At 53.1% G+C, this 17,476-nt stretch carries 13 protein-coding genes; 9 read left to right on the top strand and 4 right to left on the bottom strand.

Annotation, left to right across the window (positions count from 1 at the left end; translation table 11 throughout):
• Positions 1-124: 124 nt before the first annotated feature.
• Positions 125-445, bottom strand: coding sequence for a BolA family protein (locus PS2015_RS06850; RefSeq protein WP_058021518.1), 321 nt, complete (start codon positions 443-445; stop codon positions 125-127).
• Positions 446-627: 182 nt separating this feature from the next.
• Here PS2015_RS06850 and ylqF point away from each other — a divergent pair, with 182 nt between their 5' ends.
• Genes ylqF through PS2015_RS06835 form a run of 3 tightly spaced genes read left to right on the top strand, consistent with a single transcriptional unit; the run spans position 628 to position 7,124 of the window.
• Positions 628-1,467, top strand: coding sequence for a ribosome biogenesis GTPase YlqF (gene ylqF, locus PS2015_RS06845; RefSeq protein WP_169792279.1), 840 nt, complete (start codon positions 628-630; stop codon positions 1,465-1,467).
• Positions 1,464-4,154, top strand: coding sequence for an SNF2-related protein (locus PS2015_RS06840; protein ID WP_058021516.1), 2,691 nt, complete (start codon positions 1,464-1,466; stop codon positions 4,152-4,154). Before ylqF ends, PS2015_RS06840 begins: the two co-directional genes overlap by 4 nt.
• Before the next feature lie 24 nt (positions 4,155-4,178).
• Complete coding sequence (locus PS2015_RS06835; protein ID WP_058021515.1) at positions 4,179-7,124, top strand: insulinase family protein; 2,946 nt, start codon at positions 4,179-4,181, stop codon at positions 7,122-7,124.
• Positions 7,125-7,262: 138 nt separating this feature from the next.
• Here the strand turns inward: PS2015_RS06835 and PS2015_RS06830 are convergent, their stop codons facing one another.
• Positions 7,263-7,664, bottom strand: coding sequence for a VanZ family protein (locus PS2015_RS06830; protein ID WP_058021514.1), 402 nt, complete (start codon positions 7,662-7,664; stop codon positions 7,263-7,265).
• Between the two features lie 96 nt (positions 7,665-7,760).
• A complete protein-coding gene (grxD, locus tag PS2015_RS06825) occupies positions 7,761-8,087 on the bottom strand; it encodes a Grx4 family monothiol glutaredoxin (RefSeq protein ID WP_058021513.1) in 327 nt (108 codons plus the stop codon).
• Between the two features lie 157 nt (positions 8,088-8,244).
• Between grxD and argF the strand changes: the two genes are divergently transcribed.
• The 6 genes from argF (at position 8,245) to PS2015_RS06795 (ending at position 15,281) form a co-directional block, all read left to right on the top strand.
• The gene (gene argF / locus PS2015_RS06820) at positions 8,245-9,147 is read left to right on the top strand and encodes an ornithine carbamoyltransferase (protein WP_058021512.1); all 903 of its coding nucleotides are present in this window, start codon (positions 8,245-8,247) and stop codon (positions 9,145-9,147) included.
• A gap of 245 nt (positions 9,148-9,392) precedes the next feature.
• Positions 9,393-12,248 (top strand): ribonucleoside-diphosphate reductase subunit alpha, encoded by a 2,856-nt coding sequence (locus tag PS2015_RS06815; RefSeq protein ID WP_082628016.1) that lies wholly within the window; start codon positions 9,393-9,395, stop codon positions 12,246-12,248.
• 29 nt (positions 12,249-12,277) lie between these two features.
• Complete coding sequence (locus PS2015_RS06810; protein WP_058021511.1) at positions 12,278-13,660, top strand: ribonucleotide-diphosphate reductase subunit beta; 1,383 nt, start codon at positions 12,278-12,280, stop codon at positions 13,658-13,660.
• 17 nt (positions 13,661-13,677) lie between these two features.
• On the top strand, positions 13,678-14,259 hold the full coding sequence (locus PS2015_RS06805; protein ID WP_058021510.1) for a nucleotidyltransferase family protein: 582 nt from the start codon (positions 13,678-13,680) through the stop codon (positions 14,257-14,259).
• Between the two features lie 9 nt (positions 14,260-14,268).
• Positions 14,269-15,087, top strand: coding sequence for a peptidylprolyl isomerase (locus tag PS2015_RS06800; RefSeq protein WP_058021509.1), 819 nt, complete (start codon positions 14,269-14,271; stop codon positions 15,085-15,087).
• A gap of 2 nt (positions 15,088-15,089) precedes the next feature.
• Complete coding sequence (locus tag PS2015_RS06795; RefSeq protein ID WP_058021508.1) at positions 15,090-15,281, top strand: hypothetical protein; 192 nt, start codon at positions 15,090-15,092, stop codon at positions 15,279-15,281.
• Position 15,282: 1 nt separating this feature from the next.
• Here PS2015_RS06795 and dinG read toward each other — a convergent pair whose 3' ends face one another.
• On the bottom strand, positions 15,283-17,436 hold the full coding sequence (dinG, locus tag PS2015_RS06790; RefSeq protein ID WP_058021507.1) for an ATP-dependent DNA helicase DinG: 2,154 nt from the start codon (positions 17,434-17,436) through the stop codon (positions 15,283-15,285).
• Positions 17,437-17,476 lie beyond the last annotated feature (40 nt).

Here is a 17,476-nt window from a genome sequence, read left to right as displayed (position 1 = left end):
GTTGCAGCGGCATTCAGGTCAGCCACCTTAAGGTATTGATAATTATTGTTTTACTCTCAAAAAATCTAAACTGAACAGTGCAGTTGGGCGGCACAATAACGGAATTTTTGCCAACTGACAAGCTTTATCCGGCCAGACTGCCGCCGCGGCAATCCGGAGAAAGTGGCACCTGATGGTCAGTTTGCGCCCATTCAGCGTCGGTGTACAGATGCATCGATAGCGCATGAACACCTCCTGCACCCAACTCGTCAGCCAGGGTCTGATATACCAGCTGATGCCGAGCCACAGGCCGGAGCCCCTCAAATTTGGCCGACACAACAGTCAGTTTAAAATGCGACTCAGTAGCCGGGCCACTGTGCTTATGGCTTTCATTTTCGATCTCAAGATGTCCGGGCGAAAAACCGGCAACCATTTTCTGACGGATAATTTGCTGCATATTAGCCATAATTGACGAACCACCTGTCGAATTATTCCAGAATCTGCTAACTGAATAACATCTTGATATCGGGCAGTATAGCATACCTTCATGCGGCAACGATCAACCATGGTATGATGCGCCCCGGCGCGGTGCCCCTGTCTGCCAGAGTTCAGCCAGCCCTATTCACCCCAGATACAGATTTTATAAGCATGACTATTGCCTGGTATCCCGGACACATGTTCAAGGCCAATAAAGAATTGGCCAAACTGATTCAACAGATAGACGTGATCATCGAAGTACTCGATGCCCGCATGCCGTCCGCCAGCAGCAACCCCCTGCTGCATAAAATGCGCCGTCAACATCACAAACCCTGCCTGCATATCCTGAATAAAAGTGACCTGGCCGATCCCGCTTCCACCGCCAACTGGGTGCGTTATCTGAACAGCCAGCCTGGCAGCCGGGCGCTCGCCAATGGCAAAAACAGCCTGCTCAGCACTCAACTGATACTGGCCGCCTGCCAAAAACTTGTCACGACGGAAAAACGGAAATATACAGCAGTAATCGCTGGCATCCCCAATGTCGGCAAGTCAACACTCATGAATCAGATAGCCGGACGAAAATTGGCCAAAACAGGTAACGAACCTGCGGTAACCAAAAACCAGCAACGGGTGAAATTGAACGACCAATGGTACTTGTTTGACACTCCCGGCGTGTTGTGGCCTCGACTGGAAGATCAGGCGGCAGCCTATCGACTGGCCGCTGCCGGTGCAATTCGCAACACTGCAATCGTCTTTGAGGATGTTGCGATGGAAGCTGCCGAATTCCTGTTGCGAGATTACCCCGAAGCACTGAAACGGCGCTATGGCTTCCAGCAGCTTCCGGACAGCGCAGAACAGTTTATGACCGAACTGGCTGAACGGCGCGCCTGTCGTGGGCGTTACGGCGTCGACTGGCACCGGGTCTCAGAAATACTGCTGCACGATTTCCGCGAAGGAAAATTGGGACCACTGACCCTGGAACAACCGCCTGAAGAAAGTCGTACACAATGAGCAACAACCTTTTTTTCGCAATGAATCAGCGCTGGATCAGCGACACAGAGCCGGAACTCGGACTTGGCATTATTACTGAAGTTGGGCACAGGACAATCACTGTAGCCTTCAGGGCAAGCGCTCAAACCCGCCAATACGCCACGGCCAATGCCCCGCTCAGCCGCCTGCGCCTGCATACAGGCGACCAACTGCTCTTGGGCAAGCAAAACGAGCAGTATACCGTTGTGCTTGTCGACGAAACCCCTGATCACACCTACATCTATCAGTTGGAGCACCCTGAGCACCTTACTCGCCGACTGCCTGAATCGCTATTGCCGGACACCCTGGGCACTAACAGCCCAAAAGAGCGCCTGTTCAGCGGCCAATTGGGCAGCCACCAGTGGTTTTATCTGAAACAACAGGCACTCAGATTGTTTGCTGAAGCCCATGCAAGCGGCCTGACCGGACTGACGAGCGCCAGAGTTGAGCTTATTCCCCATCAGCTCTACATCGCCAGTGAGGTTGCCACTCGCCATGCTCCTCGCGTCATGCTGGCTGACGAGGTGGGTCTGGGAAAAACCATCGAAGCCGGCCTGATCATGCAGCACCAGCTTGTCAGCGGACTGGTTAAACGAGTCCTGATCATCACGCCTGAACCGCTGATCAACCAATGGATGGTGGAGATGCTCAGACGATTTAATCTGCACTTTTCTATTCTCGATGCCGGGCGCTGTCAGGCGCTCAGCGACGGAACCGGGCTAAACCCTTTTCTGACATCGCAGCTGGTCCTGACCTCGTATAATCTGCTGGAAACGCAGCCTGAATGGGCCAGTGCTGCCAGTGAAGCAGGCTGGGATTTATGTATCGTTGATGAGGCACATCGCGCCGAACTCGATTCAGACAATCCACTGCAGCAACTCGGCCAGACAAGCAAAGGGCTGTTGTTGCTGACCGCAACCCCGGAACAACTGGGAATGCAACGCCATTTTCGACTGTTGCAATTGCTTGATCCCTCCCGCTTCAGTAGCTTCAGTCAGTTCGAACAAGAACAGTCCGATTACCAGCACCTGGTTCAACGAATAAACAAGCTGCCAGCCGGAGAACAGTCACGAATACTGACTCGAGAGCTTTTGGATCAGGCTGGTACCGGCCGCATTCTGTTTCGCAACACCCGTCGTGCGTTAAAGGGTTTTCCGGGACGCAGCCTGTTCAGCTACGCATTAGACGCCACCAGCATCAACCCAGAGGAGATGACCGATGATGCTCGGGTGCGATGGCTTGTCGACTGGATTTCAAACCTGCCGGAGCGTGAAAAGGTCCTGCTGATCTGCACAGAGGATGCAAGTGTCATCGCACTGGAGAAGTATCTTCGGCGGCGCGCCGGTATCGCCTGCAGCGCCTTCCATCGTGGCATGAACCTGCTGGAGCGTGACCGCGCCGCAGCCTATTTTGCTGATACTGATAATCCCGGCAAAGTGTTGATCTGCTCAGAGATTGGCAGCGAAGGACGCAATTTTCAATTTTGCCGCCATCTGGTTTTATTTGACCTTCCGGAAAATCCTGAGTTGCTGGAGCAGCGCATAGGAAGGCTCGACCGCATTGGGCAGAAGACACACATCAGTGTTCATGTGCCCTACCTTAGAGGTAGCGCGCAAGAGGTGCTTTTCAGATGGTACCAGCAGGGACTTGATGCTTTCGAGCAAGTGTCTCCTGCCGCATTTCGGCTGTGGCAGGAGCATGCTTGCGAACTTGCCGGCTTTATCGAACGCCCGGAAACGATGAAAGAGCCGGGCTTTCAGGCCTTGCTTGAAAAAGTCTGCCAACAACGCGCCACCTTGGTAGCAAATCTTGAAAAGGGACGTGACCGCCTGCTGGAGCTCAATTCCTTTGATGCACAAAAAGCGGCGACCATAAAACAACAAATTGTCGCTTTTGAACAACAGTGCGACCTCAAGCCCTGGATGATCACCCTGCTTGACCAGTTTAATATCCATCATGAGACGAACAGTGACGGCAGCCTGAGTATCGTACCCAGCGAGGATATGCTGATACCTTGCTTCCCGGGTCTGGCGGATGACGGCATTGAAGCCTGCTTCGACCGCCAGTGCGCCCTGCTCCGTGAAGATCGGGCTTTTTTGAACTGGCAGCACCCGATGATTCTGGGCGCCTATGACCTGACTCTGACTGACCCACTGGGCAAAGCCTGCGTTTCCGGAAGCAAGATGTTGCCTGAGGGCTGTCTGTTGCTCCAGTGTCTATACCGACTCAAGATGACATCTTCGTCAGCCATACAGGCACAACGATACCTCACGCAAAGCAGCTGGACTGTGAGCGTTCCGCACAATAACACTGAACAATTAACCGAACTCAATATCGATGAGGATGAACTTCAACGAAGCGTCAAGTCAGTAAACAAGGTTGTTGCCGCGCAGCTGATCGCTGAGCAGCAGAGCATCATTCACTCGCTGCTGCGTGACGCTGAGTCATCTGCCGGCAAAATCGCTACCGGCCTGATTGCAAAGGCCAGTCAAACCATGCTCAGCTCCCAGACCACCGAAATCAAACGCTTACTTGCATTACAACAACGCAACCCCAATATCAGACCCGAAGAAATTGATTTTTTGAAAAACCGGACACTGGCATTACACGACTGCCTGTCACAGGCAGTCCCAGAGCTGGTCGCCATCCATCTGGTAATCGGCATATAGCCGAAACAGGAACATGACCACGTTATGACATCAACCTCCGAGCCATCTCCCGCATCTCAAAGCCACCCTGCGTTTCATTGGCTGCGCAGCCACAACATTGCGTCACTGCAACTGGAAATGCATGAGTTTGAACACCGACGCACAGGCGCCAGACACTATCATCTGGCAGCGGATAACGACGAGAATGTGTTTCTGGTCGCCTTGCGCACTCTGCCAATGGATTCAACTGGCGTCGCTCATATTCTTGAGCACACGGCCTTATGCGGCAGCGAAAAATACCCAGTTCGCGACCCGTTTTTCATGATGATCAGGCGTTCGTTAAATACGTTTATGAATGCCTTCACCAGTAGCGACTGTACCGCTTACCCATTCGCCAGCAAAAATAGAAAGGACTTTAATAACCTGCTCAAGGTATATATGGATGCAGTATTTTTCTCAAACCTAAACGAGCTGGATTTTGCCCAGGAAGGCCATCGACTGGCGTTCAGCGAAGACTCCGATGCCAATAGCGACCTGGTTTACAAAGGCGTGGTCTACAATGAAATGAAAGGGGCAATGAGCTCCACCACGGCCCGGCTGTGGCAAACATTCAGCAGCTACCTGTTCCCGACCAGCACATACCATTACAACAGCGGCGGCGAGCCCTCGCATATACCCGATTTGAGCTACGAACAACTCAAGCGCTTTTACGAGACACATTATCACCCAAGCAACGCCATATTCATGACCTATGGCAATATCCCTGCGAATGAACTTCAGACCAGCTTTGAAGAACTGGCACTGAAACGCTTTGATCGCCTGCCAATGACATTCAGCGCCACAGACGAAAAGCGCTATCTGTCCCCGGTCAGGGTTCAGGAATCGTTTGCTGCCGAACCAGACGAGCAGAGCACAAACAGCACGCACGTTGTTGTCGGCTGGCTGCTGGGTCAGAGCATGCAACTGGACGAGCTGTTCAGAGCCCACCTGCTCAGCGCCGTCCTGCTCGACAATAGTGCCAGCCCTTTGCTGGCAGTGCTTGAAACGAGCGAACTTGGCAAGTCACCCTCTCCGCTGTGCGGCCTGGAAGACAGTAATCGGGAAATGAGCTTTATATGCGGCCTTGAGGGTTGTGCAGATGACGCCACCTCGGCGATTGAACAACTGATTCTTTCAACACTGGAAAAGATCAGCGAACAAGGTGTTGATCAACGCCAGATCGAAGCGGCCCTGCACCAACTTGAGCTGAGTCAGCGTGAGATTGCCGGAGACAGCTATCCATATGGCCTGCAACTGATCATGGCCGGCTTATCGACGGCTGTGCATCGTGGAGATCCGATCAAACTACTTGATATCGAACCTGCCCTGAGTCAGTTGCGCGAGGACATCAAGGATCCGGATTTTATTCCGGGACTGGTTCGCAAGCTGCTACTGAACAACCAGCATCGGGTGACATTGACCCTGACACCTGACTCTGAGCTGGCCACCCGCGAGAAGAACGCCGAAGCACAGCGTCTTGCGGCCATCAAAGAACAATTGAGCGACGCTGAACGGGAGCAGATCATCCAGTTGAATGCCAGGCTTGCACAACGTCAATTGCAGCAAGACGACCCTGACGTGCTGCCTAAAGTCAGTCTGCAGGATGTGCCGGCTGAGCTACCACTTATTACCAGCGAGCAGCATACTTTGCACAACTGCCCACTAACCTGGTACTCGCAAGGAACTAACGGCCTGGTCTATCAACAAATCATCGTCGACCTGCCTGACCTTGAAGCGGAACTACTGGAGGTTCTGCCCTGGTATACCACCTGCTTCACCGAACTGGGCATTGGCGAACGAGACTATACTGAGGTGCAGACCTGGCAATCCGCAGTATGCGGCGGCATCAGTTGTTATACCAGCGCCCGTTCGGCCATAGACAATGAACAGGAGCAAAAAGCGGTCCTGGTGCTGTCTTCAAAGGCGCTGGCAGACAAGCACGCCGAAATGACGGAGCTGCTTTTTGAGACCTTCTTTAATACGCGCCTGGATGAAAACAAACGTATCTCCGAGCTGCTCGAACAGGTCAATGCCAGACAACAAAGCAGTATTACCGGCCGAGGTCACACAATGGCCGTCTCACTGGCCTCCAGCGGCATGAGCCCAACCGCGCAACTCAGCCACCAATTCTCTGGCCTGCAGGGTATCAAGTCGCTCAAGTCGTTTCTGAGCGCCCAATCCGGGGTGAGCATCACTGATCTGTTATCCCGCTTTCAACAAATCCACAAGCGCATTATCAAGGCACCCAGGCGTTTCCTGCTGATTGGAGAGGCTACCCACCGGCACGATTATATCGACGCTCTCCGAAACCAATGGCAAGGCGCCCCGACGATTGATAATACCCAGGCAGGATTATCATTGGCACCGGTCCGTCAACCAGTCAGAGCTCTATGGACCACCAACACACAGGTTAATTTCTGCGCCAAAGCGTATCCCACAGTACCAGGCGGTCATGCCGATCATCCGGTCCTGTGCGTGCTGGCTGGAGTTCTGAGAAATGCTTATCTGCATCGCGCCGTCCGTGAGCAGGGCGGCGCCTATGGAGCGGGTGCCGACCAGGATGCGGGCTCAGCCTCTTTCCGCTTTTATTCCTACAGGGATCCACGACTGAGCGAAACACTGCATGATTTTGACGCCTCAGTTGACTGGTTGTTAAACCTGACAGATGCCGACCACCTGGTGGAAGAAGCGATCCTTGGCGTGATATCCGGCATGGATCGCTCCGTATCCCCATCGGGCGCGGCCCGTCAAGACTACTACAACAGCTTGTTCGGCAGAACCCGTGAAAAACAGATGGAATTCAGAAATGCTGTGCTCAAGACCCGATTCGCCGACCTGAAACGCGTAGCCCTGAAATACCTGAAACCCGGCAACGCAAGCATTGGGGTACTCTCCAATACTGAGCAGCGAGCTGTCGCTGAACAACTGGGATTGGCGGTAAACAGCATTTAAGTGATTTTTTTACGGGAAGCGGGAACTTTCAGTCTGAGCCTCAGTCTGAGTAAGTGTAGGTAGATTGCAGACAAAATTGTGGGTTTTGTTTCATTTATCTCTCCCTTGATAGTAGTATGACTCCAGGCCCGGCTTTCATTAAAGCCGGGCTTTTTTTTGCCGCCCGCCTGCCCATAAGGCCAATGCCATCCCGGCAATCAAGCCTGACGCATCGGCCAGAACATCGAGTACATCACCCGAACGTCCCGGAATAAAAACCTGCGCCAGTTCAGTGAACACAGCAAAAACTGCCAGCATCAGAGCGAGAGCAGGCAAAGAGCACTCCCCCAGCCAGGCCCGGGTAACTGCATAAGCGCAGAGCGCAAATACCAAACCGTGAACGAGCTTATCTACCTGCCCTGCGCCCGGAGGTCGTGATTCCGGCCGCCAGGGTAGCATTTGCCTGACCCAGTCACTGGCAAATTCAATCACCGCCCCCGGGATCAGCATGACAAACAGAGTCATCACGATGCACAATGCGGCCAGCTTTTTTTCAGACATCGTATAATCCGCGCTACCAGACCATAAGTCCGGTAATTCCGGCTTCCAGTATTTTCATTCAGCGATCCCTGCCCCGCGCTCCGGAAGTTCAGGCTATCACGCCTGCTCCTGAGTACTGGCCTGATCGATCAGGGTCTGTAATTCACCTTTCTGATACAGGTCAGTGATGATATCGCAGCCGCCGATCAGCTCACCATCAATCCACAGTTGCGGAAATGTCGGCCAGTTGGCGATGCCCGGTAACGTAGCCCGAATCTCGGGATTTGCCAGAATATCAACATAGGCAAATCGCTTGCCGCATCCCATCAGGCATTGCACTGCCTGGGCGGAGAAACCGCATTGCGGTTGATCAGGCGATCCCTTCATGTAAAGAAGAATATTATTGGCACTGATCTGATCGCGGATGGTCTGTTCGACGCTCATAAAACTCATACCTGTCACAATGAATTGAGAAGAGCGGCTATTCTACATGAATTACAAAGGGACCGATAATTGCCCCGCATGTAAAAAATGATACTATTAGGGACTTTTCCGGAGGGTGGCGCTCGCTGCCCTTTTTAGTTTTTGAATTGGATTAGCCATGAGCACTCGACACTTTTTGACGTTGCTGGATCTGACACCTGATGAATTACATCACATCATTCATCGGGCCATTGCTCTGAAAAAGAGCCCATCGCTGCGTGAGGAAACACTGAAAAACAAAACCCTGGCAATGATTTTTGAAAAATCATCAACACGCACCCGGGTCTCTTTTGAAGTCGCCATGACTCAACTGGGCGGCGCGTCACTGTTTCTGGCACCGGCTGACACTCAGCTTGGCCGCGGCGAAAGTATTGAAGACAGTGCCAGAGTTCTGTCGCGCATGGTTGATGTTATTACGATCAGAACATACGAGCACCGCAAGCTGGAGCTGTTTGCGAAGCACTCCAGTGTGCCCGTCATCAATTCATTGACTGATGATTTCCACCCCTGCCAACTGCTGGCCGATATGCAGACGTTTTTTGAACATCGCGGGGATATAGCCGGTCGCACAGTGGCCTGGGTGGGAGATGGCCACAATATGTGTAACTCCTACATCAACGCCGCCCGGCAGTTTGATTTTGAGCTGCGCATTGCCTGCCCGGAAGGTTTTGAGCCGGATGCACAATTAGTGGAAGCAAATAAGGACCGGGTTCATTTGGCCCGCGATCCGGTCAAGGCGGTCGAAGGCGTATCACTGCTGGCTACGGACGTCTGGGCATCAATGGGGCAGGAAGAAGAGCGACGTCTGCGCATAGAAAAATTCAGCGACTATCAGGTCGACTCTGAATTAATGTCCCATGCCGCTCCCGATGCCCTGTTTATGCACTGCCTGCCCGCCCACCGCGGCGAGGAAGTCAGCGCTGAAGTGCTTGATTCTGAAGACAGCGTGGTCTGGGATGAAGCTGAGAACCGACTGCATGCCCAGAAAGCGCTGCTTGAATTTCTCTGCTCAGATCGCTGATTTTCCGGCCCACCATACACTTTCTGTCTACATGTCACACCTGTCCCTGGCAGGTGTGACACTATATCTTGTGCCCATTCTCCGGGCTGATCACAACTTATCCACAAGCTATCCACATAAAAAGCACTTGCAATAACACACACACCGCACTATCTTGTGCTTTGTCAGGCAATTTGACCCATATATAGTGTATTTTTCAGTTGTCGCCCCCAAATATAAAATTCATGGAGATCATGGAGAATCCAATGCAAACCAATACTCCCAGTTATGGCAGCGCTGCGACCAGTCCGAGACCGGAACCCAGGATCAAAGAAGACCTGCCCGCCACTGCTCCTGGACAGTTGCGCGTCATCAAGCGTAACGGTGCGGTTGTTACCTACGACGAGTCCAAAATCGTGGTGGCCATCACCAAAGCCTACCTGGCTGTAGAAGGCGGTACTGCAGCCGCCTCCGCCCGTGTTCGCGAAACAGTTGCAAAGATGGCGGTGCAGATATCCACTATCTTCAAACGCCGCATGCCCTCAGGCGGCTCCATCCATATTGAAGAAATTCAGGACCAGGTAGAACTGGCCTTGATGCGTACCGGTGAGCATAAAGTAGCACGAGCCTACGTGCTGTATCGTGCCGAACACACCCGCCTGCGCGAACAGCAGCGGGCACGTGAGCAAACACAGGAGTCATCATTACAGGTCACCTACCCTGACGGCAGTCAGGCACCGCTGGATACCGAACGCTTACGCACTGTGATTGACGAAGCCTGCGCCGGTCTGGAAGGAGTCTCGGCCGATGCCATCTATGAAGAAACCCTCAAGAACCTCTATCCCGGCGTAAAGCTGGAGGATGTGCGCACCTCCGCCGTTATGACAGCACGCACACTGGTTGAGCAGGATCCCAATTACTCCTATGTGACTGCCCGCCTCTTGCTGGACACCTTGCGTTCTGAGGCTCTGGGTTTCCTGGGTCTGACTGACAGCGCCACACAAAGCGAAATGAACTACCGCTATCCCACGGTTCTGCGCCCCTATATCGAAAAAGGTGTCGAGCTGGGACTGCTTTCTCCGCACCTGCTGGAATACGACCTGGACGTTCTGGGCGAAGCTCTCAAGGCTGAACGTGATACGCAGTTCACCTATCTGGGCCTGCAGACGCTTTATGACCGCTACTTTATTCACAGTAATGGCACGCGCTTCGAGTTGCCGCAGATCTTTTTTATGCGGGTCGCCATGGGCCTGGCCAGCAATGAAACAGATCGCGAAGCGAGAGCCATTGAGTTCTACAACCTGATTTCCAGCTTTGACTACATGGTATCTACGCCGCAACTGTTCAACTCGGGCACCCTGCGCCCCCAGCTGTCTTCCTGCTTCCTGACTACAGTACCGGACGATCTGCACGGCATATACAGTGCGATCAAAGACAACGCCATGCTTTCAAAGTGGGCCGGCGGACTGGGTAACGACTGGACACCCGTTCGGGCTCTTGGCGCGGGCATCAAAGGCACAAACGGCAAATCGCAGGGCATCGTACCCTTCCTGAAAGTTGTAAACGATACCGCCGTTGCCGTGAACCAGGGTGGCAAGCGCAAAGGCGCGGTATGCGCTTACCTGGAAACCTGGCACCTGGACATTGAAGAATTTCTGGAATTGCGCAAAAACACCGGCGATGACCGCCGCCGTACACACGACATGAATACAGCAAACTGGATTCCCGATTTGTTCATGAAACGAGTGTTTGAAGATGGCGAGTGGACGCTGTTCTCACCGAATAACGTGCCTGAGCTGCATGACCTGCACGGGAATGCTTTTGAGCAGGCCTATGAAGAGTATGAGCGCAAGGCGGCAGCCGGCGAAATGGAAATCTACAAAACCGTCCGGGCCAAGGATCTTTGGCGCAAGATGCTGTCCATGCTGTTTGAAACCGGCCATCCCTGGATCACCTTCAAGGACGCCTGTAATGTTCGCTCTCCACAGCAGCATGTCGGCACCATTCACTCATCGAACCTGTGTACTGAAATCACGTTAAACACCAGCGCCGACGAGATTGCCGTCTGCAACCTCGGCTCCGTGAATCTGGTCAATCACGTCACTGAAGCCGGTCTGGATACCGAGAAACTGCAGCGCACCGTAAAAACAGCAGTACGTATGCTGGATAACGTAATCGACATCAACTACTACTCCGTGCCACAGGCTGAAAACTCCAACCTGAAACATCGCCCGGTAGGTATGGGTGTTATGGGCTTCCAGGATGCCCTGTATGCGCAGCGCATTGCTTATGGCTCAGAGCAGGCTGTTGAGTTTGCCGACCGCTCCATGGAGGTCATCAGCTACTATGCCATTCAGGCGTCAACAGATCTTGCAGAAGAGCGCGGACCATATCAAAGCTACAAAGGCTCCTTGTGGGACCAGGGCATTCTGCCGATTGACTCACTGAAAATGTTGCAGGAAGTACGCGGTGAAAAATACCTGGAAGTGGACCTTAGCCAGACCCAGGATTGGGAGGCTCTGCGCCAGCGTATCGCCCAGACTGGCATGCGCAACTCCAATGTACTGGCCATTGCACCAACGGCCACCATCGCTAATATTTCCGGCGTTTCACAGTCCATTGAGCCCACTTACCAGAACCTTTATGTGAAATCCAATCTGTCCGGAGAGTTCACCGTTGTGAATCCCTACCTGATCCGCGATCTCAAAGCGCTCGATCTGTGGGACAACGTCATGGTGAATGACCTTAAATACTACGATGGCAGCGTTCAGCAGATTGACCGCATTCCGCAGCACATTAAAGAGCTGTATGCCACGGCCTTTGAAGTCGAACCACGCTGGCTGGTAGAAGCTGCCAGTCGTCGCCAGAAGTGGATTGATCAGGCTCAGTCGCTGAATCTGTACATTGCCGGTGCCAATGGCAAAAAACTGGACATTACCTACAAGATGGCCTGGTTGCGGGGTCTCAAGACTACCTATTACCTGCGTTCCCTGGCGGCCACCAGTACAGAAAAATCGACTGTCGCAGGCAGCAAGTTGAATGCGGTATCCAGCACGCCAGAACCGGCACCCGTACCGCAGGCCTGTTCCATTGACGATCCTGACTGCGAAGCATGTCAGTAAATCAGTATTAATAAAATCAGGGGGATACAATGATTTCTTGGGATGAATTCCACGACGATCCAACTAACCTGGATGCTGATAGCAATAAGCAGCAGACTCGCAGTCAACCAGCACAGGCAGCCCGCAGCATTGCGGCTGCCAGTGCAGCGGCACCGCGAATCAGTGAGCAGGCAGCACACAGTTATGCAGACGCCGTGGCGGCAGCCAAAACGATGACAGCCATGGACATGGCAGCTGCAGCTGAAGCGCCTGTAGCAGAACCTGCAGCAGACGAATCCGGTCTCGGATCCGATGCCAAGGCTGAAGCCAATAACCAACGCGTTATGGCGCAGGCTCAGGCGCAACTCGAGAACCTGGATGTGACCGCCGGGATGGCTGAACTGGACGAGTGGACCGATCGTGTGTCCGTTGACGACAAACGCATGATCAACTGCCGTGCGGACCTGAACCAGCTGGTACCGTTCAAGTACGACTGGGCCTGGCAGAAATACCTCGATGGCTGCGCCAACCACTGGATGCCGCAGGAAATCAACATGAATGCGGATATCGCATTATGGAAAAACCCCAACGGTCTGACGGCCGATGAGCGCCTGATCGTCAAGCGCAACCTGGGCTTTTTCTCCACGGCCGACTCGCTGGTAGCCAACAACCTGGTGCTGGCCATTTATCGCCTGATCACCAACCCGGAGTGTCGCCAGTACATTCTGCGACAGGCCTTTGAAGAAGCTATCCATACGCACGCCTACCAGTACTGCATCGAGTCACTGGGCATGGACGAAGGCGAAATTTTTAACATGTATCACGAAATTCCCTCGGTCGCCAAAAAAGCCTCCTGGGGGCTCAAATACACTCAGGAGTTAAGCGACCCCAACTTCACCACCGGAACACCGGAAACCGACAAGGCTCTGCTGAAGAATCTGATCGCCTTCTATTGCTGCCTGGAAGGCATTTTCTTCTACTGTGGCTTTACGCAGATCCTGTCCATGGGTCGTCGCAACAAGATGACCGGCACCTCGGAGCAGTTCCAGTACATTCTTCGTGATGAGTCCATGCACCTGAACTTTGGTATCGACATGATCAATCAGATCAAGATCGAAAATCCGCATTTGTGGGACGACGCCATGAAGCGCGAGGCCACACAGATGATCCTGCAGGCCACTCAACTGGAAATCGAATACGCACGCGACACAATGCCGCGCGGCGTACTGGGCATGAACGCTGTCATGATGGAAGAATATCTGCAGTTTATCGCCAACCGGCGTCTTGTTCAGATTGGCTTGCCGGAGCAATTCAAGGGTGTCAAGAACCCCTTCCCGTGGATGTCTGAGATAATGGACCTGCGCAAAGAGAAAAACTTCTTTGAAACGCGCGTCATTGAATATCAGACCGGCGGCGCACTGAGCTGGGATTGATCAGCACGGACGCAACAATGCCAACAGTCGGAGCTATTGTATTGGCGGCTGGTTTCAGTCGCCGCTTCGGTAGCGTCAAGCTCAATGCCCGCCTCCCGGGCGGGCATAGCGTTCTGGAGCAAAGTCTCCTCAAGCTGCAGGCATCAGCAGTCAGTGACATCATTGTTGCAGGTCGACAGGAGCTGGCGGCTCTTGGCTGCTATGACTGCATGTTACAGCTGCGTAAACCCTGTCGTCTGGTGATAACAGAACATTCCGAACTGGGTATGGGTCATTCACTGGCAGAAGCCGCAAAAGTGATACCTGAGCATTGGGGCGCAGCCCTGGTTTGCCTGGCAGATATGCCCTACATCAATCCACAGACAGTGGATAAACTGATAAAACACAGCCGATCCGATCGTATTATCGTCCCTGTCTATCAAGAACATCGTGGTCATCCTGTGTGTTTTGGAGCAGATTTTTTCCTGGAAATAGCCAATAGCCAGGGTGACTCAGGAGCTCGCCATGTGCTTGGCAGGCATGTTACCCGCACTGAAACGCTGGAAGTTGATGATCCTGGCATCATCAAAGATATCGACCGCCCCGGTGATCTGGAATAAAATCCCGGCATGATTCAAAAATTGATAATTAGCAGCCTGCTGATAATTGCCTCGAACATTGTCTCGGCACAAACACCCGTTCAGCAGACAGTTACCGATAACAACCTGCTCCGAAGTCAGATGGAGAACCCCCGCAATCCCGCTTTACGGGCATATACATCGCTGGGTGAATTTTACATTGAGCTCTACCCGGAAGCGGCTCCCCTCAACGTCCAGCGGGTTCTGCAACTAGTGGGCGTCTCGCCGAATGAAGCTTATTACAACGGCCTGACCGTGCACCGAAGCGTACCTGGTGTTCTTATTCAATTCGGAGATGCGGAGCGGGCCGGCAGACCAAGACCCGACAGTCCGGTCGCCGATGAAATAAATGCCCGGGGGCTTGGCCTTGAGCAACAAACCCTCCTGGATATTGAGGGTAAACCCCACCCCTGGTTGAATATTGCAGATCAGGCTGACTTTCAACGAGTGGTACTGGCACCCCTTTATCGCGCCATGAATATCAATGATAAAGAACAGCTCCGGCAACAGCAGCAGACCGTGTTGTCACGTTTACAAAATATGAACCTGATGCAGTTATTCGAGCTGCGCGGCTATCGCTACGACGGCGGACTGCCTTCCAGACGCCCGACAGCGGGCAGCGTACTGATGGCTAATTACGGTCCAGGCACGAACGATGGCGAATTGGTTATTCTAGCTGATAACGCACCCTGGTTGACCGGCAGCCACACAGTAATCGGTCGGGTATTCGCTAACCCCGAATTAATAAACCGGATAAGTCGCGAACCGCAGACAAGTGTGCGTATATACGAAATAACGGAGCTTGACTGATCATGAGTAAAACAAAACGTCGAAAACGCAAACACAATAAAAAAACTGACTCTGTGCTGCCATTGAGCCTGACAGCAGGTGTTTTTCTGGGCTTCGGACTAGGCGCATTGCTCAGCAATATTGTGCTTGTTACCCTGATCGGTGCTGCAGCCGGAGCCGGCATAGGCTACTTATTTGACAGAAAAAAAAGCTGACTCAGACACTCACATTTAACTGCCGTGTAAACGGCGGCAGAGAGTCCAGTATATCCTTGCCGTACCGTCGCGTGATCAGCCGCGGATCAAAAATTGTAATACGGCCACTGTCCGTTTCACTGCGCAACAGACGACCGGTAGCCTGTACCAGGCGGAATGCCGCTTCCGGCACGGACAGCGTCATAAACGGGTTTTTACCACTCTCTTCAAGCCATTGTGACAGGGTCGATTCGATCGGATCATTGGGCACCGAAAAAGGTATTTTGGCGATGATCACATGCCGACAATAATTCCCCGGCAGATCGACACCTTCCGCGAAACTGGCAAGGCCAAAAATGACACTCCCCTCACCCTTATCGACCCGCTGTCGATGCAACGTCAATAGCTGCGCCTTCTGATAATCATCCTGACACAGAATTAATGAATGCCAGTCAGACTCCAGCCCAGAGAGCACATCCTGCATCTGACGTCTTGAGCTGAACAGGACCAGAGTGGCCTCTTGCCGGTCAATCACGCGCGGCAGAGACTGAATAATGGCTTCAGTATGTGCTGCACTGTTGCCGGGGTCACAGTTCATGCGCGGAACCGCCAGAGTCGCGGCACCCGCATAATCAAAGGGACTTTCAATGCGATGATAAACCGTATGTTCGGGTAGACCTGCGCGCATCCGCAGGACATCGAAATTTCCCAGGGCGGACAAGGTCGCCGAGGTTAACACAGCGCCTGCACAACGCGACCAGAGATGCTCCTGCAATGTCCTGTCAGCTAACACCGGGCTGCTGTTTATGCTCAGATCCTCAATTTCCCCATAGCTGATTCGGGAAAGCCAACGTGCCACCGGCGCGCCCTGTCCGTCATCTTCGCTGGCAAAGGACTGCCATAGCCGATTATTGTCCTCAGCCCGAGTGGCCATCGCGCCCAGCACCGGAAACCATTGTTCGGCCTGCTGCCGCTGCTCCAGAGTGTCAGCCTGTTCAATCAGCTTTCTTAGCTGTGCAACAATTTCCTTCAATCCTCTTACAAGGCGAAAATTTTGCGCGGCCAGTTGCACTGACAGCTCCCGAAGCTCGCCTGGCAGGACTCCCAAGGGGTAACGTTTGACACCCTCTTCACTGAATTTATCGACTGTCTCTGAAAATGAAGCCTCAAACAATAACAAGGCATCATTCAGGTGTCCGGTCAGCTGCTTGCAGACTGACTCCAGTTCCGACGCCTCCCGGCTGATACCGGGAATCCCTGACAGTTTTTTGTCCACTGCCAGTCGCTGCAGAGTCTTGTTTACGGTATCCATCCATTGCACGGACCCCCGCAACCGGGTACTGGCGGAAAAATGCTGGTTCGCCTTTATGGGTAAATGATGTGCCTCATCAAAAATGTAGATTGTATCTTCGGGGGCCGGCAGCACAGCGCCGCCTCCCAGTGCCAGATCCACCAGCACAAGGTCATGATTGGCAACAATGCAATCAACACTCTGGACCTGCTCCCGAGCTTTATAAAAACAACAGCGACTGAAATTGCTGCACTTCTGACCCGCACATTGACCGGCCTCTACCGTAACAGGTCGCCACTGTTCCTCACTGAGAAGCTCATCCCAGTCATCGCGGTCCCCCTGCCAACTGCCGTCGCCAATGCTGTCAAGCATAGTTTGATAAAGTGCCTTGTGGGCACCAGCGGCTGATGCTTCGGGGATGACCTCGCCAAACAGTTCCAATAAAGCATTCTGACTGGCATTTTCCTGCAATAGCTGATCCAGCCTGGATAAACAGACATAGCGTCCGCGACCTTTGGCGAGTGTCGAGCTGAAACTCAGTCCGCTATATTTACAGATATCCGGCAAATCACGCTGGGTTACCTGCTCCTGCAGGGCAACTGTCGCGGTAGCCAATACCACTTTTTTGCCCAGATGCCTGGCCAGCGGCAAAGTGCCGAGTATATAGGCCAATGTTTTACCCGTCCCTGTGCCGGCCTCGATGACACACACGGGTCCCTCCGCTTCCTGCTCACTCTGTGAGGATTCATCATTGTCGATAGCAGACAGAGAACGGGCGATTTCAGCAATCATCAGCCTCTGCCCCAGACGGGGGCGCAACTGCTTTTCCGCCACTATTCGTTTGTAGGCGGTCTGAATTTCATCCTTGATTGCAGGAGATAGCATGAGATAACAACTTCCTTAGACTGTGCTGTGATTATAGCAC

This window comes from Pseudohongiella spirulinae (assembly GCF_001444425.1).
Taxonomy (GTDB): domain Bacteria; phylum Pseudomonadota; class Gammaproteobacteria; order Pseudomonadales; family Pseudohongiellaceae; genus Pseudohongiella; species Pseudohongiella spirulinae.
Note: the sequence above shows the minus strand (reverse complement) of the source record. Positions and strands in the feature narration are given on the sequence as shown.